Origin of the sequence: Citrobacter sp. MGH110, assembly GCF_001037515.1 — a bacterium.
Classification (GTDB): domain Bacteria; phylum Pseudomonadota; class Gammaproteobacteria; order Enterobacterales; family Enterobacteriaceae; genus Citrobacter; species Citrobacter portucalensis.
The window spans coordinates 218,885-244,719 of sequence record NZ_KQ089832.1; the positions used below are offsets into that span (position 1 = coordinate 218,885).

The window sequence follows — 25,835 nt, forward strand, 5'->3', positions numbered from 1 at the left end:
CTGCATCGCGGGTAAAGCATTACGCCGGAGGGCGCTGCGCTTATCCGGCCTACACAACACCGGGGCGCAGCGCTTCCTTAATTGCTTTTAATTATTCGACAGAGACGTTTTCGAAGTGGTGTTTGCCTAATGGATCAACCACATAGCCTTTCACTTCTTTACGCACTGGTTCGTACACGGTGGAGTGAGCAACAATCAGAGCCGGAGCCTGGTCGTGCATAACAACCTGAGCTTGCTTGTACAGTTCAATACGTTTGTTGTGATCGTCGGTCGCACGCGCCGGCTGGATCAGGTCTTCAAACGGCTTGTAGCACCAGCGAGAGTAGTTGGAACCGTCTTTCGCTGCCGCACAGCTGAACAAGGTCGCGAAGAAGTTGTCCGGATCCCCGTTGTCACCGGTCCAGCCCATCATCACCGCCTGATGCTCACCCGCTTTGGCGCGTTTCAGATACTCGCCCCACTCGTAGGTCACAATCTTGGCCTGAACGCCAATTTTCGCCCAGTCAGCCTGAACCATTTCTGCCATACGACGTGCGTTCGGGTTATATGGACGCTGTACCGGCATAGCCCACAGCTCAACGGTAAAGCCTTTGTCCTGACCAGCTTCCTTCAGCAGCGCTTTGGCCTTCTCAGGATCGTAGGTGTAGTCTTTAACGTCGTCGTTATAGCCCCACATGGTCGGCGGGATCAGGTTTTTCGCGGCAACGCCAGCGCCCTGATAAACCGCTTTGATGATCGCTTCTTTGTTTACCGCGTAGGTCAGCGCCTGACGGACTTTCACGTCATCAAACGGTTTTTTCTCGGTGTTGAAAGAGAGGTAGCCAACGTTCAGACCCGCCTGTTCCATCAGGTTGATGTTTTTATCCTGCTTCATGCGCGCGATGTCTGCCGGGTTCGGGTACGGCATCACCTGGCACTCGTTCTTCTGCAGTTTGGCGTAACGCACGGAAGCGTCAGGCGTAATGGAGAAGACCAGACGGTCGATCTGCGGCTTGGTGCCCCAGTAACCTTCGAATGCTTTATACAGAATACGGGAGTCTTTCTGGTACTGCTGCAGCTGGAACGGACCGGTACCAATTGGGTTCAGATCCACTTTCTCCGGAGAACCGGCTTTCAGCATGTTGTCAGCATATTCTTTGGAAAGAATAGAAGCGAAGTCCATCGCCAGGTCAGCCAGGAACGGCGCTTCCGGGCGAGTCAGCACGAACTGAACGGTTTTATCGTCCACTTTTTTCACTTCGGAGATCAGATCCGGCAGACCCATCCCTTCGAAGTATTCATAGCTGCCGCCAGAGACTTTGTGGTACGGGTTCTGGGCATTTTTCTGACGATCGAAAGAGAACACCACGTCATCGGCGTTAAAATCGCGCGTCGGTTTAAATTCTTTGTTGTCCTGCCACTTCACGCCCTGACGCAGGTGGAAGGTATAGGTTTTGCCGTCTTCGCTGATTTCCCACTTCTCAGCAAGGCCCGGGATCACTTCAGTCGTACCGGTTTTGAACTCGACCAGGCGGTTATAGATCGGTACGGAGCTGGCATCATAGGTGGTGCCAGAGGTGAAAAGCTGCGGGTTAAAGCCTTCAGGAGATCCTTCTGAACAATAAACCAGAGTTTTAGCCTGTACGCTTGCTGCGACGGTCATAGCCACCAGGCTCAGACCAAGCTTCAGCATCCCTGACTTCTTCAAGGAAATACTCATTCTTCTGCTCCAATGTGATGTTTGTTGTTTTACCCTTTGCAGTGGGTTTGCACCGCCTGGCCTTTTTTGTTTTTTACCCGGCCGGGTCGGCGTTAAGAGGATGGGGATTCCGTTCACATAAGCGACTGAGTTGCAGTGCGGATTCTCCATGAAATGCCCCTCATACCCTACAATCTGTCAACAGAATGTGAAAACGTCAATACAGGTCACCGTGATTTACGCCAACGGTGAGAATTCGCAAACAAAGATTAAAAAAAGTGCGGAAGGACATTTTCAGCAGGGAAATTTGTGCTACGCGCACTATGCCAGAATAAACATCTTCATATTTCGCAACATTTGGTGATTAACATTTATGCAATTTATTCAAACTTTCTAAATTAATGCTGCATATCTGAGCGATTAATACCATGAACGTTAAAGCGCACAGCGGAAAATGCCAGCTTCAGCCATAAGTAGCGCAAAAAAAGTTTCAAGCAAATATAAAAAAAGGCAATGGAATATGTCACAGAATCGTTAACAGTCAGTGGGAAGTGGTGCACAATTTTTGCAGATAAAATGAAGGTCAAACGTGGGGTCGGAAAAACACAAAATACGCCCTGCCAGCGCTTCGCCTGTAGGCCGGATAAGGCGCTTGCGCCGCCATCCGGCAATGTCTGTTATAGCGTGATGTTTTGCCTGATGCCGCTTCGCCTGTAGGCCGGATAAGGCGCTTGCGCCGCATCCGGCAATATCTGTTATAGCGTGATGTTTTGCCTGATGGCGCTTCGCTTATCAGGCCTACAAAAGCCACAAATGCAAAAAGCCCGCTCAGAGAGCGGGCTTTTCTAATTTGGTCGGTGATAGAGGATTACTCGCCACTGCGTGGCTCGCCCTGCGGGCCGTTGCTGACGCAACGTTCTCTCGCTACGCTCGAGTCGAACCTCTTGCCCCCGGAGGTTCTCATCCTCGTGGATTCCGGAATGCAAAAAGCCCGCTCAGAGAGCGGGCTTTTCTAATTTGGTCGGTGATAGAGGATTCGAACCTCCGACCCCTTCGTCCCGAACGAAGTGCGCTACCAGGCTGCGCCAATCACCGAATGCGGGGCGCATCTTACTGCTCAGCTGCGCGCCCGTCAATCCCTTAGTATCAAAATGCCATTTGATCGGCGAGAAAGTCAGCAGCTCAGTTACTGGGCTGTAGCCTTATTCGCGTCCGGGATACGACACCAGTTATTATTCTCGTTAATACCACCATTTGGCGAGGTATAGCCGAGGCAACCCAAAATGGTGTCGTACAGTTCCACATGACGACGCGGCACCTTCATATCAGCTTCTTGCTTCAGATGTGCAAACGCCTTCGCATGGTCGGGGTCTTCCAGATATTTGTCAGACATCCACACCATCATAGGAACGCGGAACTGCTCAGGTGGCGCCATTTTACGCGGCGTACCGTGCAGGTGCTCGCGCTCGTTAATCGACTCACCGTGATCGGCGGCGTAAAACACGATCGCTTTCTTATCGCGTAGCTGATCAAACACTTTGGTAATAAAGTGATCAACATAGGTTACCGAGTTATCGAATGAGTTGATCATCTCAGCTTTCGAGCAACCGCTATCAACATTGACACATTCCGGCTTCCACTGCGCATAATCACGGGTATAGCGCTGGGTGTAGTTAAAATGCGAGCCCTTGGTATGCAGAATAATTAGATGCTTGCCACCATCTTCATTATTTTGCAGAGACTGCTGCATCTCGGTAATCAACAGCATATCGTCAACGTTCTTGCCACGGTTGCGCGGCTCTGCGCCAATCTGCTCACGATAGGCGATGTTCTCCGCCATGGTGTTACTGTAGAACCACATCTCGCTTTGCATCGCGTAAAGATCGGTCTTGAACCCTAACTGGCCGAGCACGGAGAAGACGTTTTGTTCTTTCAGAGTACGCTGCGGGTTTTCTTCTGCCCCACCCTCACGCACAAACATGCAACGCAGCGAAAGTTTGGTTGCCGTATCACAGGAATATCCACGGAAGGCGGCCAGATTTTTCTCCTGGGCGAGCCTTGGCGTGGTATTGCGCTCATAGCCAAAAATTCCCATATGATCCCAGCGGGTCGTTTCGCCGATAATAAAGACCACATAGGTGTCGTCGAGGTTTTTGGGGGCAACATAGGTAAACTTCTTCGCCGGGTTCATCAACGATTTGTTGTCTGAGGATTCATCCACCTGTGCCCAGGCGTACAGACCCAGCGCGGAGAGCCAGTTTGACGGCAGATAGGAATTCGCCACTACCCCGCCATAGCTGGGTAAATCGATTCCCGTTGCTCGCTCAACGCTTCTCTGTTGCATGCTCAGCAGGCGAATCGGGACCCATACCATCAGACCAGCCAGTAAAACTACCGCCACGCTGCGCCATCTCATACCAGGCGTACGGATCTGTTTCATCAGGGTATAGCGGCAGCGATTACTCCAAATCAGAACCAACGGTAAAATGCTGACCGAAACCAGCCACACTACAAAATGCCAGCCAACCACTTCTTTCGATAAATCAATATCCGTGGTCATTACGGAGGCAATAATACCGTAACCAATTACCACGTTCAGGAAGGTCATGTAATAGCTGGCACCGGCAGAACACAGCACCACTAACGTTGTCAGGACACGCCAGGCGCGCCGACCAAATAAAGAGAGAAGTCGTAGTAAAAAGAAGGTCACCAGCACAGTGCCGGCTAATTCAACAACCGCAGAGAGTCCTTTCCAGACGGTAAACTCGTGTGCATATCCGCTAAAGCGCCGGAAAAATACAGCACAGTTCATAAACAAACCGATATAGATTGCCAGCAGGAAACTGAGTTTCTGCTGCGTCATCGACTTAATATATCTCATGCAAACAAACCCTGGGAATCGGGATTAAAACACCCTGAGCAGTAGTCAAACAGACCAGGCAGGGGAAAATGCGACAACAGCAGAAGTGAAATGTCTACGGGCGCGGGTAAGTAGACCACAGGAGGGGGAAAAAGTGCTTATGGAGAATGCAAATGACGCATATATTTTTGTAAATATATGCGCCAGGTATTAATCAGACTACTAATAGGTTTAGGCGTGCGCCTCGGTATATACGCTACGCTGTGGCTGGCGGATGGTGGTAGAGAGTGCCAGCGAGATAATTAACAGCGCAAAGATAACGCAGAAGGTCACATAGAAACCGCCGAACAGCGAGGCGATAATGGAACCACAAATGCTGCCGATACCGAAACCTAAGTAAATGACGCCGTAGTTTTTAGCCAGGTTATTCAAACCGAAGAACTCGCTCACCAGTGACGGGAACACGGTGATGGTACCGCCAAAGTTAAATGCTACGCAGGCAATCGCCGCGAAGAAGGTCGCATCATTCAGCGGGGCGAACAGCAGTGCCGCCATACCGACCAGCGAAACGACCTGCCCAATGGTGATAACGCGAATACGAGAGATTTTGTCGGACAGAATCCCCAGAACCAGACGACCTGACAGGTTAGCGATAGAAATGACGGTAACCGCATTTGCCGCCGTTGCCACATCCATATGCGCCAGGCTTTGTGCAATATCTTTCGCCACGCCAATCACATACAGCCCACTCATACACGCCGTCAGGAACATCACTGCCAGCATCCAGTACTGCGGTTTACGCATGGACTGCGCCAGGGTGTAGTCATTCTCAACCACGCCATTTTTCGTTTTCACTTCCTGATTCGGCGCGTCTTTCATCAGCGTGGAGCCAAAGACGATCATCACCAGCACAATCGCGCCCCAAATCATGAAGGTTTTTTCCAGACCCACAGTGCTCAACAGTTGGCTGTCGATGAATTTAAAACCGAGGCTGCCAAGACCGTAAGAACCGATGGCAAAGGCGGAAATCAGCCCTTTACGCTCAGGGAACCATTTTACACAGTTGGAAAGTGTTAACAGGTAGCCTGCGCCATCCGCCAGACCGACCAATACACCGGCGCTCAGCCACAGCATAATCAGGCTGTCAGAGTGGGCGGTTAAGAAGAAGCCGACACCCAGTAAAATACCGGAGGCCATGGTGACGCGTTTCACGCCAAAACGTTCCTGCAGTTTCCCGGCGACGGAAGAAGAAATTGCCAGCCCGAGGCTCAGCAGGCCAAAGGAAAAGGCAACCTGACTCACCGGCGCATTAAGCTTAGAAGAGAGCGCACCGTTAAACAGGCTCCAGGTATAAACAGAACCTAAAGCAAATTGGGTAATGATGGTGCCGATCAGTGTCAGCCAGCGGGTACGCTGATAATCAGAAGTTTTCATGGCAGTCTTCCTGCATAAACAAAATGGGAAATTCTCTGCCAACAACCATACCGAAGCGCTTTTATGAGCAGGAGAAAACGGCATGAAATGCCGCCAGGACGGAATGAAATGCCTGGAATGCGGAATGAATGACGAGACAAAAAGTCGGGTTACTGAATTTTATCGCATGAGTTAGTACACGCTATCGCTGGAGTGCGTGTGATTGTTGATCTCAACATGTAATCAAGATGTTTATATGCTGATTACTTACGTTAAAATTTGGCGCTCACTCCCATGGTGTACATATAGTCGCTGTTGTTGGTACTGTTTTCCGCCTGCGAAAGCGCTGCGTAAGCCGCCATGTGCGGGTTCAACAGCATATCCGCACCGACGGTGACATCCACCCAGTTACCATCCTGACCCGCTGCTGACATGCGGCTGAGACCCGACTGCGCCTTCCAGATATTCTCGCCAAACTGCTGGTTATAGCTGATTTGCGCCCACGGTCGCACATCACCGAACTGCGAATTGACTCGCCAGCCCAACGAGCTCACGCTGGCATGCCACAGCGGATCGTTCTGCGTTACCGAAGTCGCGCTATCGCCAAATTCGTTGTAAGTAGATGTGGTTGAACCATCATAATGCAGCGCGGCAACCGGACCAGTTGTCACCTGCCTTGAAAGCGGGAAGTTCCAGCCCATACTCATGCCGCTGGTCGCATCCATAGGCGTCTCATCCGCCAGATTCACCACGGGACCCGCCACGTTCTGAGTGGAACGAATACGTTCTTCCAGAATGTCGTTATAACGTGGTTGGTGATCGCTGTCCCATGTATAACGTTCAGCCGTATGCCCTGACATCGCATCAACGATATATTCTTGTTGCCAGCCATATGCTGTATTGATGGACAGCGCACAAACTACAACGCTCACCAGAGTTAACCTCTGATGACCACTACTGTTTCTTATAATCATCAACGCGACTCCAGAAAAGAGCCGAATTCGGCAATATTATTGTCATTGTATGAAGGATATGGGCCCATCTGGCCCTGTATTAAATATTGTCTTTTTAGCTGGCGCGTCAAGGCGGGCCGAATGAAATTTTTACGCCAGTAAAAACAGCGAGGAAGAATATGCAGCGTTGCGGATGGGTCAGTCAGGATCCACTTTACATTGCCTACCACGACAAGGAATGGGGCGTCCCCGAAACCGATAGTAATAAACTGTTCGAAATGATCTGCCTGGAAGGTCAGCAGGCCGGGTTATCGTGGATTACCGTGCTAAAGAAACGGGAAAATTATCGCCACGCTTTCCACCATTTTGACCCGGAAAAAGTGGCGGCCATGACCGAAGAGGATGTGGAAAGGCTGGTACTGGATGCCGGCATTATTCGCCATCGCGGAAAAATTCAGGCCATTATCGGCAACGCTCGTGCTTTTCTGACGATGGCGCAAAACGGAGAGTCGTTTAGCGAATTCGTCTGGTCATTTGTTGATAACCAACCGCAAGTGACTCGCGCCGCCAACCTGAGCGATATTCCCACCTCCACGCCTGCGTCAGACGCGCTGTCTAAAGCGTTAAAAAAACGCGGATTTAAGTTTGTCGGCACCACCATTTGTTACTCCTTTATGCAGGCGTGCGGCCTGGTCAACGACCATGTCACCAGCTGCATCTGTTATCCGGGAGAACAACATGATTCGTGAATCCAAGGCTGACGATCTGCCGTCAATTTTGGCGCTGTGGATGGAAAGCACAATCCATGCCCATCCATTTATCGAAGAGCGCTACTGGCGCGAAAGTGAATCCGTGGTACGGGATGTTTATCTGCCAGCCGCGCAAACCTGGGTTTGGGAAGAAGAAGGCGAGCTCAAAGGCTTTGCCAGCGTGATTGACGACCGCTTTCTCGGCGCGCTGTTTGTCGCACCTGCCGCCATCAGAAGCGGGATCGGCAAAGCGCTGGTGCAGCATGTCCAGCAGCGCTTTTCGATACTCAGCCTTGAGGTCTACCAAAAGAATCAATCAGCGGTGAACTTCTACCATGCGCTGGGTTTTCGCATTGAAGACGGCGCATGGCAGGAAGAGACTCACCACCCCACGTGGATTATGGGCTGGCAGGCGGATCAAACGCCGTAAGCGCCAACGTTGGTCCACTATATTTTTCAAGCCACGCCAGCGCAGTATTGCCCGCGCAGCCATTCCCCAGCTTCGAGCTGGGGAGATCTTTGGTCAGCACGTTGACGGCGCCATTTTTACAAATACCGTTCGCTGCGAGATCCAAATCAGGCCAGGCGCCTTCATGAATACAGATGACGCCGGGTTTAATACCCGCCGTCACCACCGCGCCCGCCAGAACTTGCCCGCGCTGGTTCCACACCCTGACCGTATCGCCATCCGCAATGCCGCGCGCGTGGGCGTCCTGCGGATGAATCGTTATCGGCTCACGATCCGCTACCGCGTACTGCTCACGTAGCGCACTGTAGTTAAGCTGACTATGCAAACGGTGCGCCGGATGGGCGGAAAGCAGCTGTAGCTGGTCCGGTTCGGCGTTACCGAACCACTCATCCGGCTCCAGCCACATCGGGTGCCCCCCGCAGTCCGCGTAGCCGTAACCGGCAATCCTCGCGGAGTAGATTTCAATTTTCCCGCTATCCGTTTTCAGCGGATGCGCCTGCGGGTCGCAGCGAAAATCCGCAAAACGGATAAACTGCGCGCTGGCGGCGTTTTCCGGCATTTCGATCAGGGCGTTGCGCTGCCAAAACTCGGCGAAAGGCGGCAATGTCACCTGCTGACTGGCCCCACGTTGCCCGGCAATATTGTAAAAAGTCTCCAACCACGCCAGTTCGCTTTTACCTTCGGTGAACCGTTCATATCCGCCCTTTTCCCAGCGCTCACTCAGCTCGGCAAAGACATCAAAATCATTTCGCGCTTCGTCCTGCGGCGGTACGACCTGCTTCATCGGCACCAGGTGCTGGTTGCTGTAATCGCCAGTCATGGTCAAATCATTACGCTCAAAGGAGGTGGTTGCTGGCAGCACGATATCGGCATGCTTTGCTGCGGCGGTCCAGAAACACTCCGAGATGACCACCAGCTCCGGTTTTTGCCAGGCGCGAATTAAACGGTTAGTGTCCTGATGATGGGTGAAGTTAGCCCCGCCCGCCCACCACAGCATACGGATGTCCGGGAAATGGCGGTCCATGCCGTTGTGCTGGTAAAAACCGCCGGGATTTTCCAGCGCTTCGACAATTCGCGCCACCGGGATTTTATCTACCGCGTCGGTGCCGCCTTTAACGCTGCCCTGCATTGAAGCCAGCACCGCAGCCCGGCGCGTTGGGTTGCCGCCATTGGCAAAATGGTACGACAGCCCAAAACCGCCGCCTGGCGTCCCGATTTGTCCGAGCATGGCGGCCAGGGTGACAATCATCCAGTGTTTCTGCTCGCCATACTGTTGGCGCTGCATGCCCCATCCGGCCATCAGCATGGTGGTATTTTGGTGAAATATCGCCGCAAGTTCGCGTATCTTCGCCGTCGGAATGCCACAAATCTCTGCCGCCCATTCTGCCGTTTTTGCAACATCATCAGATTTACCCAGCAGATAGTCGGCAAAACGGTCATATCCGGTAGTACACCGGGCGAGAAAGTCCTCGTCATGCCAGCCGTTTTCCACCAGCGTATGCGCGATGCCCAGCATCAGCGCTACGTCGGTCCCCATATGCGGGGCAATCCATTCCATCTTATCGCCAAAGAAATCGACGCTTTCCGATCGCATCGGATCGATACAGATCAACCGTTTACCGCTGTCGCGCAATGCCTCAAAGTACGCGAGGCCCTGCTCATCGGACGCATTCCAGGCAATCTTCAGGGTATTCAGCGGATTGGCGCTCCACAACACCACCACCTCGCTGTTCTCCAGCACCACCGGCCAGCTGGTTTGCTGCTGGTAAACTTCGTTCCCGCCCACCACGTACGGCATGATCGCCTGCGCAGCCCCCGTCGAGTAATCCCCCAGATGCCCGGTATAACCGCCCGCCAACGCCATATAACGCTGTAACAGGGTCGCCGCTTTGTGTAACACGCCGTTGGAACGCCAGCCGTACGAACCGGCAAAAATTGAGGCCGGGCCGTAGCTGTCACGGATGCGTTTATGCTGCGTATGGATAAGATTCAGCGCGTCGTCCCAACTGACGCGAACAAACTCATCCTGCCCACGTACGCCCTGTGGGTTCTCCGGCGAGGCGAGAAACCCTTTACGCACCATCGGAAAACGTACCCGCGTTTTACTGTGAACCTGGTCGCGCACCACGGTTTGCAAAGAGTTGGGATGAGTGGTGGGCAGCGCGCCACGCGAGGAGAAAACTGTCTCACCATCAGTGTCGACGAGGATTGGTCCCCAGTGGGCGGCGGTTAACACCGAGTAATGTGCGGGTGAATTAGCCAAGATGGCGCTCCTGAATGCGATGTGACGGCTTATTTATTTTGCCGTTCAATGTTACTTACAAATTTCAGAGTCTTCCCTGGAATTTTCTTCATGTTCACACGTCATAATCAACCGCCACGGTCGCTGTGGCAAAGAAGAAAAAGTCATTAAGGAATTAAGATGAAGAAACGTGTATTTGTTATTGCTGCCATCGTGAGCGGCGCCCTGGCGGTTTCTGGCTGCACAACAAACCCTTACACCGGCGAACGCGAAGCAGGTAAATCCGGCATTGGCGCAGGTATTGGCTCTCTGGTCGGCGCGGGCATTGGCGCACTCTCTTCTTCGAAGAAAGATCGCGGCAAAGGCGCACTGATTGGCGCAGCGGCTGGCGCGGCCGTTGGCGGTGGTATCGGCTATTACATGGATGTACAGGAAGCAAAACTGCGCGAAAAAATGCAGGGAACGGGCGTCAGCGTGACACGCAGTGGCGATAACATCATTCTGAACATGCCAAACAACGTCACCTTCGACAGCAGCAGCGCCAACCTGAAGCCTGCGGGTGCTAACACCCTGACCGGCGTGGCGATGGTACTGAAAGAGTACAATAAAACCGCCGTCAATGTGCTGGGCTTCACCGACAGCACCGGCAGCCAGGATCTGAATATGCGTCTGTCACAGCAGCGCGCAGACTCCGTAGCCAGCGCCTTGATCACTCAAGGGGTCGCTGCTAACCGTATCCGTACCCAGGGTATGGGGCCGGCAAATCCGATCGCCAGCAACAGCACAGCGGAAGGTAAAGCGCAAAACCGTCGCGTAGAAATTACCTTAAGCCCGATCCAGTAACGTTTTGTGCCGGATGGAGACAGTCCGCGTCCATCCGGCATGAAGCACTTGCCATCGTTGATTTTCGCGTTAAGGTGTTGTCACCAAATTCAGGGAAATCAGCGATGAGCAAATCAACACGGGCAACCATCAGCGACGTGGCGAAAGCCGCAAAAACCGGCAAGACCAGCATTTCACGTTATCTCAACGGTGAAAAGCACCTGCTTTCCGACGCGCTGCTGGCCCGCATTGAACAAGCCATTGCCGATCTCGATTACCGTCCCAGCCTGATGGCAAGAGGCCTGAAACATGGTCGTACCCGCCTGATTGGCCTGATCATCGCCGATATTACTAATCCCTACTCCGTCAACGTGCTAAGTGGTATTGAAGCCGCCTGTCGCGATAAAGGCTTTACCCCGCTGGTGTGTAACACCAACAACGAAGTGGATCAGGAGCTGCATTATCTCGATCTGCTGCGCAGCTACCAGGTCGAAGGGATTGTGGTCAACGCCGTCGGGATGCGCGAAGAGGGGCTGAACCGCCTGCAACAGTCTGCGCTGCCGATGGTGCTGATTGACCGTAAAATTCCCGATTTCGCCTGTGATATGGTCGGGCTGGATAACACCCAGGCGGCAACGGTTGCCACCGAACATCTGGTCGAACAAGGTTTTGAAGCCATCCTGTTCCTCAGCGAACCACTCGGCATGGTGAATACCCGCCGCGAACGCCTGAGCGCTTTTCGCGCCACGCTCGCGCAATACCCCGGCGTTATCGCGCAAAATGCCGAAGTCCCGCTCACGGACAATACGCAACTGGACGACACCCTGCGCCAGTTTCACCAGCAGCATCGTGGAATGCGCAAAGCCGTTATCTCTGCCAACGGTGCCCTCACGCTACAAGTAGCCCGCGCCCTGAAACGCATTGGCCTCAACTGGGGGAGCGACATTGGCTTACTCGGCTTTGACGAACTGGAATGGGCTGAGCTGGCGGGCGTTGGTATTACCACGTTGAAACAACCCACCTGGCAGATTGGTTACACCGCCGTTGAGCAGGTTGTGCGCCGGATTGATGGCGGATCCGCTGCCATTCAGGAACAGGTCTTCTCCGGCGAGCTGATCGTGCGCGGCTCTACCGCCCGTTAAATTACCTTCGTGATGGTGATCATAAATTCGACATCATAGACTTTTCTTTGGAACCGGTTCCATCTAGCGTTATAACAAGAACGCTAGTCTGGAGTTTCCATGAAAAGAAAAATTATGGTGGTCACCGCCGCTTACGGTCACGACCAGGTACGGGCCGCAGGCGGGCAAACGGCAATGCTACCCATCATCGCTGAAGCCGGTGCTGACGGCGTCGAAATCCGCCGCGAGCTATTAACTGACGCCGAGCTGAAAACGCTCTCTACGATGGCCTCTGCGATCGAAATCTTCGGCCTGCTGGCCTGTTACTCAGCGCCTGAACCGTTGTTCCTTGAGGACGGTAACCTCAACCCCTGTCTTCCAGAACTACTTGAGGAAGCGCAGGCCTTGCAGGCGCTGTGGTTAAAAGTCTCCCTCGGCCATTTTTCCCATACAAAACAGTTCGACGTTCTACGCCAATGGCTGGACAACAGCGGAATGGAGCTGGTTGTCGAGAACGATCAGACCGACTGCGGACACCTGCAGCCAATGCAGCGCTTTAACGAAGCCTGTCAGGCGCAAAACCTGCCGATATCTCTGACCTTCGATATGGGCAACTGGCTGTGGGTGGGCGACTCCCCGGAAGAAGCAGCACAAAACCTGGCGTCAACCGTTGGCTATATCCATGTCAAAGCCGCAGTTGCATATCACGACAGCTACCGCGCCTTACCGCCTGATGAAGCCGATCCGCGCTGGCTGGCGCTGCTAAAAACGCTGCCCAACGATGTCCCACGCGGCATTGAGTTCCCCCTGGAAGGGCAGGATTTGGTGGCGGTTACCCGCCGCTACGTTGAGCTGTTACGCGAGGAGTAACGCATGAAAAATTCACTGGATGTGGTCACTATTGGTGAAGCGATGGCGATGTTTGTCGCCACGCAAACCGGCGAACTGGCGGATGTGGAGCAGTTTATCAAGCGCGTTGCAGGCGCGGAGCTTAACGTAGCGACCGGTCTTGCCCGTCTGGGCCTGAAGGTCGGTTGGGTGAGCCGCGTTGGCAACGACAGCTTTGGCCGTTTTATCGTTAAGTCGCTGGAAAAAGAAGGGATTGATGCGCAGGGAGTCACCCAGGACGGGCGTTACGCTACTGGCTTTCAGCTTAAATCTAAAGTCGAAAATGGAACCGATCCCATTGTGGAATATTTCCGTAAAGGTTCCGCTGCCAGCCACCTCAGCATTGAAGATTATCACGAGGCCTATTTCGCCAGCGCGCGCCACCTGCACCTGAGCGGCGTAGCAGCAGCGCTTTCTGCCAGCTCTTATGAACTACTGGCGCATACCGCCCGCACCATGAAGGCCCAGGGGAAGACCATCTCGTTCGACCCGAATTTGCGCCCGGTATTGTGGAAAAGCGAAGCCGAAATGGTGGAAAAACTGAACCGCCTGGCATTCCAGGCAGACTGGGTTTTACCAGGGTTAAAAGAGGGCATGATTTTAACCGGTCAGCAAACACCTGAAGCCATCGCCGACTTTTATCTGCGCCATGGCGTGAAGGCCGTGATCGTGAAAACCGGGGCTGATGGCGCCTGGTACAAAACCGCCAGCGGCGAACAAGGCTGCGTGGCACCGGTAAAAGTCGACAATGTGGTCGATACGGTCGGCGCAGGCGATGGCTTTGCCGTGGGCGTTATTAGCGCCCTGCTGGAAGGCCACTCGTTGCATCAGGCGGTGACACGCGGCAATAAAATTGGCGCACTGGCCATTCAGGTTCAGGGCGACAGCGAAGGATTACCCACACGTGAACAATTAGGGGAATAAACTCCCGGCCAACTCTGTACCCTACATACAGAGGCGGCGTATCAGCATAACCAGAGGGCAGTCTATGAATAGCTCAACTAATGCAGCAAAACGCTGGTGGTACATCATGCCAATCGTGTTTATCACGTATAGCCTGGCGTACCTTGACCGCGCGAACTTCAGCTTCGCCTCCGCCGCCGGTATCAACGAGGACCTCGGCATTACCAAGGGGATCTCTTCCCTGCTGGGCGCACTGTTTTTCCTCGGCTATTTCTTCTTTCAGATCCCGGGCGCAATTTACGCTGAACGCCGCAGCGTACGAAAACTGATTTTTGTCTGTCTGATCCTCTGGGGCGCATGCGCGTCGTTAACCGGCATGGTCAGCAATATTCCAATGCTTGCCGCCATCCGCTTTATTCTTGGCGTCGTTGAAGCCGCCGTGATGCCGGCAATGCTGATTTACATCAGCAACTGGTTTACGAAATCTGAACGCTCGCGCGCAAACACTTTCCTGATCCTCGGTAATCCGGTCACCGTCCTGTGGATGTCCGTGGTTTCCGGTTACCTGATTCAGGCGCTGGGCTGGCGGGAAATGTTCATCATCGAGGGCTTCCCGGCCATCATCTGGGCGTTCTGTTGGTGGGTGCTGGTAAAAGACAAACCGTCTCAGGTCGGTTGGCTGTCAGAATCTGAAAAAGCCGCTCTTCAGGCACAACTGGAAAAAGAGCAGCAAGGCATCAAAGCCGTACGTAACTATAGCGAGGCTTTCCGCTCACGTAACGTCATCCTGCTGTGTATGCAGTATTTCGCCTGGAGTATTGGCGTTTATGGTTTTGTCCTGTGGCTGCCGTCGATTATCCGCAACGGCGGCGCAAACCTGGGGATGGTGGAAGTTGGTTGGCTGTCATCCGTACCGTATCTGGCGGCAACGGCGGCGATGATCCTCGTCTCCTGGGCGTCCGATAAGCTGCAAAACCGTAAGCTGTTTGTCTGGCCACTGTTACTGATCGCGGCGTTCGCGTTTATCGGCTCCTGGGCCGTAGGCGCAGACCACTTCTGGATCTCTTACACGCTGTTGGTTATTGCAGGCGCGGCAATGTATGCACCCTATGGTCCCTTCTTCGCCATCATCCCGGAAATGCTGCCGCGCAACGTCGCCGGTGGGGCAATGGCGCTGATCAACAGCATGGGCGCGCTAGGTTCATTCTTTGGTTCATGGTTTGTCGGCTACCTCAATGGCGCTACCGGCAGCCCGTCTGCCTCGTACATTTTTATGGGGGTAGCGCTTTTTGTCTCAGTGTGGCTAACTCTCATTGTTAAGCCTGCTAATAATCAACAGCTACCTATTGGCGCACGCCACGCTTAAATTTTAACTTACGGAGATTCGCATGAAGCCGTCCATTATTCTCTATAAAGCGTTACCTGACGATTTACTGCATCGCCTGGAAGAACATTTTACTGTGACTCAGGTGCCTAACCTGCGCCCGGAAACGGTCGCACAGCACGCCGACGCTTTTGCCAATGCAGAAGGTCTGCTGGGCTCCAGTGAAGCCGTCAATACCGCTCTGCTGGAGAAAATGCCCAGGCTGCGTGCGACATCCACGATTTCCGTAGGCTATGACAACTTCGACGTCGATGCCCTCAACGCGCGTAAGGTGCTGTTGATGCACACGCCAACCGTGCTGACGGAAACCGTCGCCGATACGGTAATGGCGCTGGTGTTAAGCACCGCTCGACGCGTAGTGAAAGTTGCCGAACGGGTAAAGGTCGGCGAATGGACCAAAAGTATCGGACCGGACTGGTTTGGTACCGATGTACACCACAAAACGCTGGGGATTGTCGGTATGGGCCGCATTGGGCTGGCGCTGGCACAACGTGCGCATTTCGGCTTTAGCATGCCGATTCTCTATAATGCGCGCCGTCATCATCAGGAAGCAGAAGAGCGCTTCAATGCACGTTACTGCGACCTCGATACGCTGTTGCAGGAGTCTGATTTTGTCTGCCTGATCCTGCCGTTAACCGACGAAACGCATCATCTGTTCAGCACCGAGCAGTTTGCCAAAATGAAATCTTCCGCCATTTTCATTAACGCCGGACGTGGCCCGGTGGTCGATGAAAAAGCGTTGATTGCTGCCCTGCAAAAAGGCGAAATTCATGCCGCTGGCCTGGATGTATTTGAGCAAGAGCCATTATCGGTAGACTCACCGCTGCTGTCACTGCCCAACGTGGTGGCCGTACCGCACATTGGTTCAGCCACGCACGAAACGCGCTACAACATGGCGGCCTGTGCGGTGGATAACTTAATCGATGCGCTGCAAGGACACGTTGAGAAGAACTGCGTAAACCCGCAGGTCGCATCATAAACAAAAGGCCGGGTAGCGCTTACGCTCACCCGGCCTTTCATGTATTACCGTATCTTAATTACTGAGCGGCATTCACCGCAGCAGTCCAGGCCTGATTAAATGCCTGATGCTGAGCAGCCAACGGGCCAATCAGCGTATTGTACTGACTTGCCTGCTGTGACGTTGGGAACTGGATACCGTTGGCGACAAAGCTCACCTGCGTATCCTGCTGCGCCACAAAATCACCAACCTGCACCAGCTGCTGCGTGAAAATTTGCGCGGCAGGGATCAGCGGCTGTAAGGCCTCTGCTGGTGCAGTAACAACTTTGTTGTAGACCTGATCAAAGACCGGCTTCAGATCTTCGCCCTGCTTCAGCGCGCCATGCGCAGCATCTGCCTGTAGTTTCGCATTCTGCAACTGTTGCCCTAATACACCTAGCGCACCATTTGCCTGACGCAGCGGTTCACGCTGAGTCACATAATCCTGAGGAACACGAATCGCATTTACGCTATCAACCACCGGACGCAGACCGGAGTCCATCGCCTGATTAACCTGCTGCGAATAGCCATACAGAATCGCGTAATCGGACACAAACGGGCCAAACTGTTTTTTCTGATCGGCGGTCAGCGTTGGTAAACGCTCTCCGCTACGCATTGCAGTATTCTGCAGAAAATCGATAAACGCTTTGCGTTGATCGCCTTCTTTATCAAAACACCCACTCAGGCCAACTACCATTAAGAGCGCCAAAACAGGCGCAAACCAGCGAGAGCAGGACTTACCTGTCGCCATTTTAATACTCCTTTCACCCAAAAATGCGCACAACGACACCCGCGTGCCTGACGTTGACAAGGATAGTCCAGGTCAGCCCCGCAAGATACCCTTTCCGCGTAATCTTGTGGGGGAAAATAACCGTTCCCGCCACCGTTCGTTTTGCTAAACAATGCTGCATTCACCACTCGGCGTCATATTTTAGTCATCTTTACAATCGGAATCGATCGTTCGGAGATCCCGACCTTTATCAGTTCGTTAGCCAGCAAAAGATTGTCACCTGCGATCCGCTGAAACGAATCCATCACACAACCCTTAAATCCGGCTTCATTTTTTCCGACTACTCTTAATGAGCTTCGAAGAAATTCACGATCCCGCTGTGTGATTTGTAGGAGTTCTCAATGGAATACAAAGATCCTATGTTTGAACTGCTAAGCAGTCTGGAGCAGATTGTTTTTAAAGATGTATCGCAGACGGTCACTCTGCCGCAAAAAACCAACCCTTTCACCGAATTTGAACAGCTACGACGAGGGACAGGTTTAAAAACAGATGATTTTGCCCGAGTGATGGGCGTGACGGTCGCGATGGTTCATGAATGGGAGTCTAAACGCGTAAAGCCTTCCACTACCGAATTGAAGTTAATGCGCCTGATTCAGGCAGACCCTAGGTTAAGTAAGCAACTGATGGATTGAACTATTTTTCAATTTTGCTTAAGAACGGTCCTGTTTCAGGGCCGTTCTCTTACGAAGGTTATCCACAAAAAAGAAAATAGTAGTTGCATCCACATGCGTAAAATGAGTTAATGCCCTCAACGGTTTGACGTACAGACCATTACAGCAGTTAGTAAGGCAAGTCCCTTCAAGAGTTATCGTTGATACCCTTCGTAGTGAGCATTTCCTTTACTGTTAAAAAATCTGTAAAGCACGCCATATCGCCGAAAGGCACACTTATTTTTTAAAAGGTAATACACTATGTCCGGTAAAATGACTGGTATCGTAAAATGGTTCAACGCTGACAAAGGTTTCGGCTTCATCACTCCTGACGATGGCTCTAAAGACGTGTTCGTACACTTCTCTGCTATTCAGAACGATGGCTACAAATCTCTGGACGAAGGTCAGAAAGTTTCCTTCACCATCGAAAGCGGCGCTAAAGGCCCGGCAGCTGGCAACGTAACCAGCCTGTAAGCTTAAAAAGCTCAAAATTCTGAATCCCTGCCAAACGGCGGGGATTTTTTTTATCTGTACTTCGCAGCACATCCCACCTAAACGCTTCTTTGCATTACTTTACCCGTCGCCCCTTTGACCTTTCCCTAAGGGCAAGCTTTATAGTGAGCCAGTCTATATCCCACAATTTTCACAAGGAATTGAAGCTATGTCGAAATCCTCACTGCTGCTGATTTTAGGTTTGCTCACTACAGGTACTGCGTTCGCGGCAACGCCGGAAGCTACTTTTCTGGCCGAACACGGGCTTAGCGGGAAATCCGTCGAACAAATCGTAGAGACGATTGATCAGTCACCGCAGAGTCGCCCGCTGCCGTACTCAGCGTCCATCACCAGCACCGCGTTGAAGCTCTCTTCGGGCGATCAGGTTTATACCCTGCCGCTCGGTGAAAAATTCTATCTGTCATTTGCCCCGTATGAATGGCAAACACATCCTTGCTTCAACCACAGTCTTTCTGGCTGCCAGGGCGAAATGCCGGAGAAGACATTCAATGTCAAAGTGACGGATAACAAGGGTGATGTGGTGGTACAAAAAGCGATGAAGAGCGGCCGTAATGGCTTTGTCGGGGTATGGCTACCGCGCAATATGGAAGGCACCATTGCAGTGAGCTACAACGGTAAAACGGCGGAGTATCCTATTAAGACGATGGAAGACAGCCAGACATGTCTGACAAAATTGCAGTTGCGCTAACAACATAAAAAAATGCCGGATGGCGCAATGCTTATCCGGCCTACTGGTGTTTCTCTCGTAGGCCGGATAAGGCGAAGCCGCCATCCGGCATTTTCTAAGTCAGCGCAGGGCCGTTACTGCAGCAGAGAAATATCTGCCACGCGCAGGAACAGCTCGCGCAGTTTTTCGAGCATAGACAGACGGTTAATACGCAGATCTTTATCTTCTACGTTGACCATCACTTTCTCGAAGAACGCATCAACCGGTTCACGCAGTTCCGCCAACTCAACCAGCGCTTCCTGGTAACGACCGGCAGCGAAGACAGGCTCCAGCTTATCGCGCAGCACAACCACCTGCATCGCCAGCGCAATTTCTTCCGGCTCTTTCAGCGTTGCCGCATTCACGCGGTCATTCAGAGTCTCTTCAGACTTCGCCAGGATGTTCGATACACGCTTGTTCGCGGCAGCCAGCGCGGACGCGGCTTCCAGCGTACGGAAGTGCGAAACCGCCTTCATACGTGCGTCAAAATCAGCCGGACGAGTCGGACGACGTGCCAGTACGGCCTGAATGGTGTCGACGGTGTAACCTTCGTCCTGATACCAGGCGCGGAAGCGACCGAGCATAAAGTCGATAACGTCATCCACCACGTTGGCGTTGGTCAGCTTGTCACCATACAGACGAACCGCTTCTTCGGTCAGCGTTTGCAGATCCAGATTCAGGTTCTTCTCAACGATAATACGCAGCACACCCAGCGCAGCACGACGCAGCGCAAACGGGTCTTTGTCGCCTTTCGGATGCTGACCGATACCGAAGATACCCGCCAGGGTGTCCATCTTGTCAGCAATCGCCACGGCACAAGCTACCGGGTTCGACGGCAGGTCATCACCGGCAAAACGCGGCTGATACTGCTCGTTCAGCGCCACAGCTACATCTTCTGCTTCGCCATCGTGACGCGCGTAGTGCATGCCCATCACACCCTGGGTGTCGGTGAACTCGAAGACCATGTTGGTCATCAGGTCACACTTGGACAGCAGGCCAGCACGCGTTGCGTGGTTAACATCAGCGCCAATCTGACCAGCAATCCAGCCCGCCAGCGCCTGGATACGGTCAGTCTTGTCGCGCAGCGTACCCAGTTGCTGTTGGAACAGCACGGTTTGCAGACGCGGCAGATGGTCTTCCAGACGTTTTTTACGGTCGGTATTGAAGAAGAACTCGGCATCCGCCAGTCGCGGACGAACGACTTTCTCGTTACCGGAGATAATCTGGATCGGATCTTTCGATTCGATGTTGGCAACGAAGATAAAGTTCGGCAGCAGTTTGCCGTCGTTCGCGTAAACCGGGAAGTACTTCTGGTCACCTTTCATGGTGTGAACCAGCGCTTCAGACGGAACTGCGAGGAATTTCTCTTCGAATTTCGCGGTCAGCACTACCGGCCATTCCACCAGCGAGGTGACTTCTTCCAGCAGACTTTCGCTCAGATCAGCGTTACCGCCAATCTTACGCGCCGCTTCTTCAGCATCGGCTTTGATTTTCGCTTTACGCTCAGCGTAATCCGCAATTACTTTGCCGCGCTCACGCAGGATTTCCGGGTACTGATCGGCAGAATCGATGGTGAATTCCGGCTCGCCCATAAAGCGGTGTCCACGGATCACGCGATCGGACTGAATGCCCAGAATCGTTGCCGGAATCACTTTGTCGCCCAACAGCAGGGTCACGGTGTGAACCGGACGCACGAAGTGGACATCAGACGCGCCCCAGCGCATCAGTTTCGGGATAGGCAGCTTCGCCAGTGACGTGGCGATCATGTTTGGCAGCAGCGTTTCTGCGCTTTCGCCTTTTACATGCGCACGGTACAGCAGCCATTCGCCTTTGTCGGTAGTCAGACGCTCAGCCTGATCAACCGTGATACCGCAGCCACGTGCCCAACCTTCTGCCGCTTTGCTCGGTTTGCCTTCAGCGTCAAACGCCTGAGCAATGGCCGGACCGCGTTTTTCAACTTCGCGATCGGGTTGAGATTCCGCCAGATTCGCGACTTTCAGCGCCAGACGACGCGGCGCGGCGAACCACTCAACGTTGCCGTGCGCGATGCCAGCGTTATCCAGCTCCGCGGTAAAGTTTGCAGCAAAGGACTCAGCCAGGCTGCGCAGTGCTTTTGGTGGCAGCTCTTCAGTGCCGATTTCCACCAGAAAAGTTTTCTCAGACATGGCCGCCTCTTATTTGTCTTTGTTGCACATCGGGAAGCCAAGGGCTTCACGGGAAGCGTAATAAGCTTCTGCCACTGCTTTGGTCAGGGTGCGAATGCGCAGGATATAGCGCTGACGCTCGGTGACGGAGATGGCTTTACGCGCATCCAGCAGGTTGAAGCTATGGGCGGCTTTCAGAATACGTTCATACGCAGGCAGCGGCAGCGGATTTTCCAGCGCCAGCAGCTGCTGCGCTTCTTTCTCGTACTGCTCGAAGCAGGTGAACAGGAAGTCCACGTCGGCGTATTCGAAGTTGTAGGTGGATTGCTCCACTTCGTTCTGATGGAACACGTCGCCGTAAGTGGTTTTACCCAGCGGGCCGTCGCTCCAGACCAGGTCGTAAACGCTGTCTACGCCCTGAATGTACATGGCCAGACGTTCCAGACCGTAAGTAATTTCCCCGGTTACTGGTTTACATTCCAGGCCACCAACCTGCTGGAAGTAGGTGAACTGCGTCACTTCCATGCCGTTCAGCCACACTTCCCAACCCAGACCCCAGGCACCCAGCGTTGGGTTTTCCCAGTTATCTTCCACGAAACGGATATCGTGAATGGTCGGGTCCATACCCAGCTCTTTCAGAGAACCCAGGTACAGCTCCTGAATGTTGTCCGGAGACGGCTTAATCACTACCTGGAACTGATAGTAGTGCTGTAAGCGGTTCGGGTTTTCGCCATAGCGGCCATCGGTCGGACGACGAGAAGGCTGCACATACGCAGTCGCCATCGGTTCCGGCCCCAGCGCACGCAGGCAGGTCATTGGGTGAGATGTTCCCGCGCCGACTTCCATGTCCAATGGTTGAACAATGGTGCAGCCCTGGCGAGCCCAGTAATCCTGTAAGGTCAGGATCAAGCCCTGGAAGGTCCTGGTATCAAACTTTTGCATATTATTTCGTGCTGGATACGTGTGGATTTAAAGGAAGCGGTCAGTATACCCGCTGGCTGCAAGATATACAGTACGAAACGGGAAAAAGGGGGAACTTAGCGCATGGAAAGGTGCAAAAACTGCCCGTCTGCATCAAAAGAGCAGACAAAACTCTCTTTACGGAAGGTAGAACCACGCATCTCATAGCTGCCCTGGAATTGCTCCAGGCCGGAGATATCAATTTTCTGCACGCCAGTGTTGTAGCGTTGCGCCGCCTCATTTTTGCACAATGACTCCATATCCAGCGAACGTGTGGCACTGACCTTAACCTTTTGCGCTTTCTGCGCAGGTGCAGACGATTGTGTGTCAACGCACGCTACCAGCAAAAGGGCAGCGATCGCGGGAAAGAAATACTTCATCATCATTTTATTACCGCCTGGTTTGCTGGTCAGTCTTATTATTAGTGTCTGGAAACAGATCCTATTTTGAGAATCTCATCAGACCATCTCAAGCTTTAGCGTAAGAACTCGGATTATTCCAGTGAGCTACGTTCGCAAAATATCGGTCAGACTTTTTTTAATGGACACAGAGGAACTGATGCAGCCCAAAATTTTCTGGATTGATAACCTGCGCGGGATAGCCTGTTTAATGGTCGTGATGATCCACACCACAACCTGGTACATCACCAATGCGCAAAGCGTCAGCCCGTTGAATTGGGATCTGGCTAACGTGCTCAATTCAGCCTCTCGCGTCAGCGTTCCGCTGTTCTTTATGATTTCGGGCTATCTGTTCTTTGGTGAGCGTAGCGCCAAACCGCGCCATTTCCTGCGCATCGCGCTCTGCATCCTGTTTTACAGCAGCGTGGCGCTGGCCTATATTCTGCTGTTTACCTCGATCAACGCTGAGCTGTCGCTGAAGAACCTACTGCAAAAACCGGTGTTCTATCACCTGTGGTTTTTCTTCGCGATCGCCGTCATCTACCTGGTTTCTCCGCTGATACAGGTGAAAAATATCAGCGGCAAGATGCTACTGGCGCTCATGGTTGTGATTGGGGTGATTGCCAATCCCAACACCGTCTCGCAAAAAATCGGCGGCTTTGAGTGGCTCCCAGTCAACCTGTACATCAGTGGCGATACTTTCTATTACATCCTGTACGGCATGCTGGGCCGGGCGATTGGCATGATGGATACGCAAAAGCGTGCGCTCAGCTGGCTCTGTGCGGCGTTATTCATTACCGCAGTATTTATTATTTCTCGTGGCACATTGCATGAACTGCGCTGGCGAGGCAATTTTGCCGACACCTGGTACCTCTACTGCGGCCCAGCGGTATTTATTTGCGCCGCCTCGCTCCTGACGCTGGTCAAAAATACGCTCAGCACACGTACCCTGCCGCTACTGGGCCTTATTTCTCGCCATTCATTGGGCATTTATGGTTTTCATGCGCTGATCATTCACGCACTACGTACCAACGGAATTGAACTCAAAAACTGGCCACCGCTGGATATGCTGTGGATTTTCAGCGCCACGCTGGCAGGAAGTTTACTGTTGTCTATTCTGTTGCAGCGTATTGATACACGTAGGCTGGTGAGTTAGGTGTCTCCAGGCAGCGCCCGATTACACGAACGCTGCAGTAAAAATTGCCCCATTAAACAGACGAAGAATGCTGCCGGGTATAACCCTATTTCGAAGGGCGCCAACGGGGCATTCCACACCCCCACCAGCAACAACCCTGCCGTGATGAGCGCCACCATCTGACATACGGAAGTGAAGCGTTCATCGTTTTGATTGAGATTTACTGCGCGCTGATAGGCATACGTTACGAACATCCCCGTCATCAGCGCCCCCAAAAAATACCCCTTGCCGCTCAATAACGGGCATGCGCGCCATAAACCGATACTGTAAGTCAGTATGCCTGAGAGAAATAATATCCATGGCAACAGCCTGGTTGTCTTCATTGGGATCTCCTTATCCATCATGGATACAATATGAATAACCCGCTAAAGACAACACAGAAAAAAGCGACTACGCAGGACTTTCAGAATACATCCATACGTGTAACTTATTATTTTTGTGGATATATGTATGCGGCAAATTCCCCTCTGCTAGCCAGAGGGGAAAGTGGTCAGGACATCAGCGGTTGTAATTGCTGATAGATACGACGGAAGGTTTCTCGACGCTGTTGATAACGAGCATGACGCTCCGCGTCAGGATAATGCGCCTGCTCCAGCGTAAGCTGAGGCAGTAACTCTGATAACGACGTTTGCGGATTCATGGCAACTTGCGCCAGGCGCGCCGCGCCGAGTGCAGGGCCAACGTCACCGCCGGTACGGTAATCCAACTGCAATCCGCTGATGTCAGATAGCATCTGACGCCAGTATTCACTGCGTGCCCCACCGCCGATCAGCGTAATGCTGGCGGGCTGAACGCCACATGCATGTACCACGTCCATACCGTCAGCCAGCGCGAAACCCACACCTTCCAGCACCGCCTGTGCCAGTTCTGCCGGACCATGCTGATGCGTCAGACCGAAAAATACGCCCTTAGCCTGCGGATTGTTATGCGGCGTACGCTCGCCGGACAAATAAGGTAAAAACCAGACCGGCTCCGCGTGTTCATCCGCCTGTTGCGCAGCGTCAATCAACGCAGGAACGCTCGCCAGTCCAGTTAATTTTGCCGCCCAGTCCAGACACGATGCTGCACTTAACATTACAGACATCAGATGCCATCGCTCAGGCAAAGCATGGCAAAAACTGTGAACCGCACTTTCCGGTTTGCTAAGGAAACCATCACTCACCGCAAAATAGACGCCGGATGTCCCCAGCGAAAGCATCGCCTGACCGGCATTCATCATACCTACGCCAACCGCGCCCGCCGCGTTATCACCGCCTCCGGCAACAACCGCAACCTCCTGCATTCCCCAGGCTTTAGCGACGTATGGCAATAAGGTTCCGGTAATCTCGCTGCCTTCATAGAGCGCAGGCATATGTGCGCGAGTCAGTTTACAGGCAGCCAGCATGACATCGCTCCAGTCACGCTTCGCGACATCCAGCCACATTGTCCCTGCCGCATCAGACATATCGCTGGCAAAATCACCGGTCATGCGCAAACGCAGGTAATCTTTCGGCAGCAGGACTTTATCAATCTGGTTGAAAATCTCCGGCTCGTGGCGTTGCACCCACAGCAGTTTTGGCGCGGTAAAGCCAGGCATCATCAGGTTGCCAGTGATGGCACGAGACTGCGGAACCTGACTCTCCAGCATCTCGCACTCTTCAGCACAGCGACCGTCGTTCCATAAGATAGCCGGACGCAATACCTTCTGTTGTTCATCCAGTAGCGTCGCGCCGTGCATCTGCCCGGCAATCCCCAACGCTTTCACCTCGCGGAGTGAATGCTGCTGACCCAGTGCTTTTACCGCCCGATCCGTTGCCAGCCACCACTGCTCAGGGTCTTGTTCTGACCATAACGGGTGCGGGCGCGAGACGGTGAGTTTCTCCGTTTGTGAAGCCACCACATCGCCCTGCTCATTGAGCAGAATGGCCTTTACGCCTGATGTGCCAAGATCTATCCCGATATACATAAGGCATCGTTCCTTAAAGAAAGGCCCGGTAGCGCTAGCTGACCGGGCTTACGGA

At 53.1% G+C, this 25,835-nt stretch carries 23 protein-coding genes, 1 tRNA gene and 1 other RNA gene; 12 read left to right on the forward strand and 13 right to left on the reverse strand.

Going from position 1 to position 25,835, the window contains the following annotated elements; all coding sequences use genetic code 11:
• Nucleotides 1–91: 91 nt before the first annotated feature.
• The 6 genes from dppA to SK38_RS21025 all read right to left on the reverse strand — a co-directional run bounded on the left by dppA (nucleotide 92) and on the right by SK38_RS21025 (nucleotide 6,925).
• Nucleotides 92–1,699 carry a dipeptide ABC transporter periplasmic-binding protein DppA gene (gene dppA, locus SK38_RS21000; protein ID WP_003827414.1) on the reverse strand — a complete coding sequence of 536 codons (1,608 nt, stop codon included), beginning with the start codon at nucleotides 1,697–1,699 and terminating at the stop codon, nucleotides 92–94.
• 830 nt (nucleotides 1,700–2,529) lie between these two features.
• Nucleotides 2,530–2,662: non-coding RNA, RtT sRNA (locus SK38_RS24490), on the reverse strand.
• A 34-nt stretch (nucleotides 2,663–2,696) separates the two neighbouring features.
• A tRNA-Pro gene (locus SK38_RS21010) sits at nucleotides 2,697–2,773 on the reverse strand.
• 91 nt (nucleotides 2,774–2,864) lie between these two features.
• Complete coding sequence (gene eptB, locus SK38_RS21015; RefSeq protein WP_032945323.1) at nucleotides 2,865–4,559, reverse strand: kdo(2)-lipid A phosphoethanolamine 7''-transferase; 1,695 nt, start codon at nucleotides 4,557–4,559, stop codon at nucleotides 2,865–2,867.
• A gap of 210 nt (nucleotides 4,560–4,769) precedes the next feature.
• On the reverse strand, nucleotides 4,770–5,972 hold the full coding sequence (locus tag SK38_RS21020; protein WP_048236983.1) for an L-lactate MFS transporter: 1,203 nt from the start codon (nucleotides 5,970–5,972) through the stop codon (nucleotides 4,770–4,772).
• Nucleotides 5,973–6,223: 251 nt separating this feature from the next.
• Nucleotides 6,224–6,925 (reverse strand): autotransporter outer membrane beta-barrel domain-containing protein, encoded by a 702-nt coding sequence (locus SK38_RS21025; RefSeq protein ID WP_020996061.1) that lies wholly within the window; start codon nucleotides 6,923–6,925, stop codon nucleotides 6,224–6,226.
• 158 nt (nucleotides 6,926–7,083) lie between these two features.
• On the opposite strand from SK38_RS21025, the gene tag reads away from it, so the two are divergent.
• Nucleotides 7,084–7,653 carry a DNA-3-methyladenine glycosylase I gene (tag, locus tag SK38_RS21030; protein WP_008786423.1) on the forward strand — a complete coding sequence of 190 codons (570 nt, stop codon included), beginning with the start codon at nucleotides 7,084–7,086 and terminating at the stop codon, nucleotides 7,651–7,653.
• The gene (locus SK38_RS21035; RefSeq protein WP_008786424.1) at nucleotides 7,643–8,083 is read left to right on the forward strand and encodes an N-acetyltransferase; all 441 of its coding nucleotides are present in this window, start codon (nucleotides 7,643–7,645) and stop codon (nucleotides 8,081–8,083) included. The genes tag and SK38_RS21035 overlap by 11 nt, the downstream gene beginning before the upstream one ends.
• Here the strand turns inward: SK38_RS21035 and SK38_RS21040 are convergent.
• Entirely contained in the window at nucleotides 8,052–10,385 is a 2,334-nt protein-coding gene (locus SK38_RS21040; RefSeq protein WP_048236984.1) for a molybdopterin guanine dinucleotide-containing S/N-oxide reductase, read from the reverse strand. The genes SK38_RS21035 and SK38_RS21040 overlap by 32 nt on opposite strands.
• Nucleotides 10,386–10,544: 159 nt before the next feature.
• Here SK38_RS21040 and SK38_RS21045 point away from each other — a divergent pair, with 159 nt between their 5' ends.
• The 6 genes from SK38_RS21045 to ghrB all read left to right on the forward strand — a co-directional run bounded on the left by SK38_RS21045 (nucleotide 10,545) and on the right by ghrB (nucleotide 16,461).
• Nucleotides 10,545–11,207, forward strand: coding sequence for an OmpA family lipoprotein (locus SK38_RS21045; RefSeq protein WP_003827397.1), 663 nt, complete (start codon nucleotides 10,545–10,547; stop codon nucleotides 11,205–11,207).
• 104 nt (nucleotides 11,208–11,311) lie between these two features.
• Entirely contained in the window at nucleotides 11,312–12,328 is a 1,017-nt protein-coding gene (locus tag SK38_RS21050; RefSeq protein WP_005133828.1) for a LacI family DNA-binding transcriptional regulator, read from the forward strand.
• Between the two features lie 99 nt (nucleotides 12,329–12,427).
• Entirely contained in the window at nucleotides 12,428–13,177 is a 750-nt protein-coding gene (locus tag SK38_RS21055; protein WP_048236985.1) for a sugar phosphate isomerase/epimerase family protein, read from the forward strand.
• 3 nt (nucleotides 13,178–13,180) lie between these two features.
• The gene (locus SK38_RS21060) at nucleotides 13,181–14,119 is read left to right on the forward strand and encodes a sugar kinase (RefSeq protein WP_048236986.1); all 939 of its coding nucleotides are present in this window, start codon (nucleotides 13,181–13,183) and stop codon (nucleotides 14,117–14,119) included.
• 64 nt (nucleotides 14,120–14,183) lie between these two features.
• A complete protein-coding gene (locus tag SK38_RS21065; RefSeq protein WP_003827389.1) occupies nucleotides 14,184–15,464 on the forward strand; it encodes an MFS transporter in 1,281 nt (426 codons plus the stop codon).
• Nucleotides 15,465–15,486: 22 nt separating this feature from the next.
• Nucleotides 15,487–16,461 carry a glyoxylate/hydroxypyruvate reductase GhrB gene (gene ghrB, locus SK38_RS21070; protein ID WP_048236987.1) on the forward strand — a complete coding sequence of 325 codons (975 nt, stop codon included), beginning with the start codon at nucleotides 15,487–15,489 and terminating at the stop codon, nucleotides 16,459–16,461.
• Between the two features lie 58 nt (nucleotides 16,462–16,519).
• Here ghrB and SK38_RS21075 read toward each other — a convergent pair whose 3' ends face one another.
• Entirely contained in the window at nucleotides 16,520–17,230 is a 711-nt protein-coding gene (locus SK38_RS21075; RefSeq protein ID WP_003827386.1) for a DUF3053 domain-containing protein, read from the reverse strand.
• Between the two features lie 380 nt (nucleotides 17,231–17,610).
• Here SK38_RS21075 and SK38_RS21080 point away from each other — a divergent pair, with 380 nt between their 5' ends.
• From SK38_RS21080 to cueP, 3 genes are all read left to right on the forward strand, one after another.
• Nucleotides 17,611–17,901, forward strand: coding sequence for an HTH-type transcriptional regulator (locus tag SK38_RS21080; RefSeq protein WP_003827383.1), 291 nt, complete (start codon nucleotides 17,611–17,613; stop codon nucleotides 17,899–17,901).
• Nucleotides 17,902–18,180: 279 nt separating this feature from the next.
• A complete protein-coding gene (gene cspE, locus SK38_RS21085) occupies nucleotides 18,181–18,393 on the forward strand; it encodes a transcription antiterminator/RNA stability regulator CspE (RefSeq protein WP_000014594.1) in 213 nt (70 codons plus the stop codon).
• 187 nt (nucleotides 18,394–18,580) lie between these two features.
• Complete coding sequence (gene cueP / locus SK38_RS21090; protein ID WP_048236988.1) at nucleotides 18,581–19,120, forward strand: copper-binding periplasmic metallochaperone CueP; 540 nt, start codon at nucleotides 18,581–18,583, stop codon at nucleotides 19,118–19,120.
• Between the two features lie 113 nt (nucleotides 19,121–19,233).
• On the opposite strand, the gene glyS is transcribed toward cueP, so the two are convergent.
• The 3 genes from glyS to SK38_RS21105 form a co-directional block, all read right to left on the reverse strand.
• Nucleotides 19,234–21,303 (reverse strand): glycine--tRNA ligase subunit beta, encoded by a 2,070-nt coding sequence (gene glyS, locus SK38_RS21095; protein ID WP_008786433.1) that lies wholly within the window; start codon nucleotides 21,301–21,303, stop codon nucleotides 19,234–19,236.
• 9 nt (nucleotides 21,304–21,312) lie between these two features.
• Nucleotides 21,313–22,224 (reverse strand): glycine--tRNA ligase subunit alpha, encoded by a 912-nt coding sequence (glyQ, locus tag SK38_RS21100; protein WP_001168551.1) that lies wholly within the window; start codon nucleotides 22,222–22,224, stop codon nucleotides 21,313–21,315.
• Between the two features lie 95 nt (nucleotides 22,225–22,319).
• Nucleotides 22,320–22,628, reverse strand: coding sequence for a YsaB family lipoprotein (locus SK38_RS21105; protein WP_048236989.1), 309 nt, complete (start codon nucleotides 22,626–22,628; stop codon nucleotides 22,320–22,322).
• A gap of 172 nt (nucleotides 22,629–22,800) precedes the next feature.
• Between SK38_RS21105 and SK38_RS21110 the strand changes: the two genes are divergently transcribed.
• On the forward strand, nucleotides 22,801–23,796 hold the full coding sequence (locus tag SK38_RS21110; RefSeq protein WP_048237065.1) for an acyltransferase: 996 nt from the start codon (nucleotides 22,801–22,803) through the stop codon (nucleotides 23,794–23,796).
• Here the strand turns inward: SK38_RS21110 and yiaB are convergent.
• Both yiaB and xylB read right to left on the reverse strand, forming a co-directional pair.
• Nucleotides 23,793–24,158, reverse strand: coding sequence for an inner membrane protein YiaB (gene yiaB / locus SK38_RS21115; protein WP_048236990.1), 366 nt, complete (start codon nucleotides 24,156–24,158; stop codon nucleotides 23,793–23,795). The two genes, SK38_RS21110 and yiaB, sit on opposite strands and share 4 nt — an antisense overlap.
• 167 nt (nucleotides 24,159–24,325) lie before the next feature.
• Nucleotides 24,326–25,780, reverse strand: coding sequence for a xylulokinase (xylB, locus tag SK38_RS21120; RefSeq protein WP_048236991.1), 1,455 nt, complete (start codon nucleotides 25,778–25,780; stop codon nucleotides 24,326–24,328).
• Between the last annotated feature and the right edge of the window lie 55 nt (nucleotides 25,781–25,835).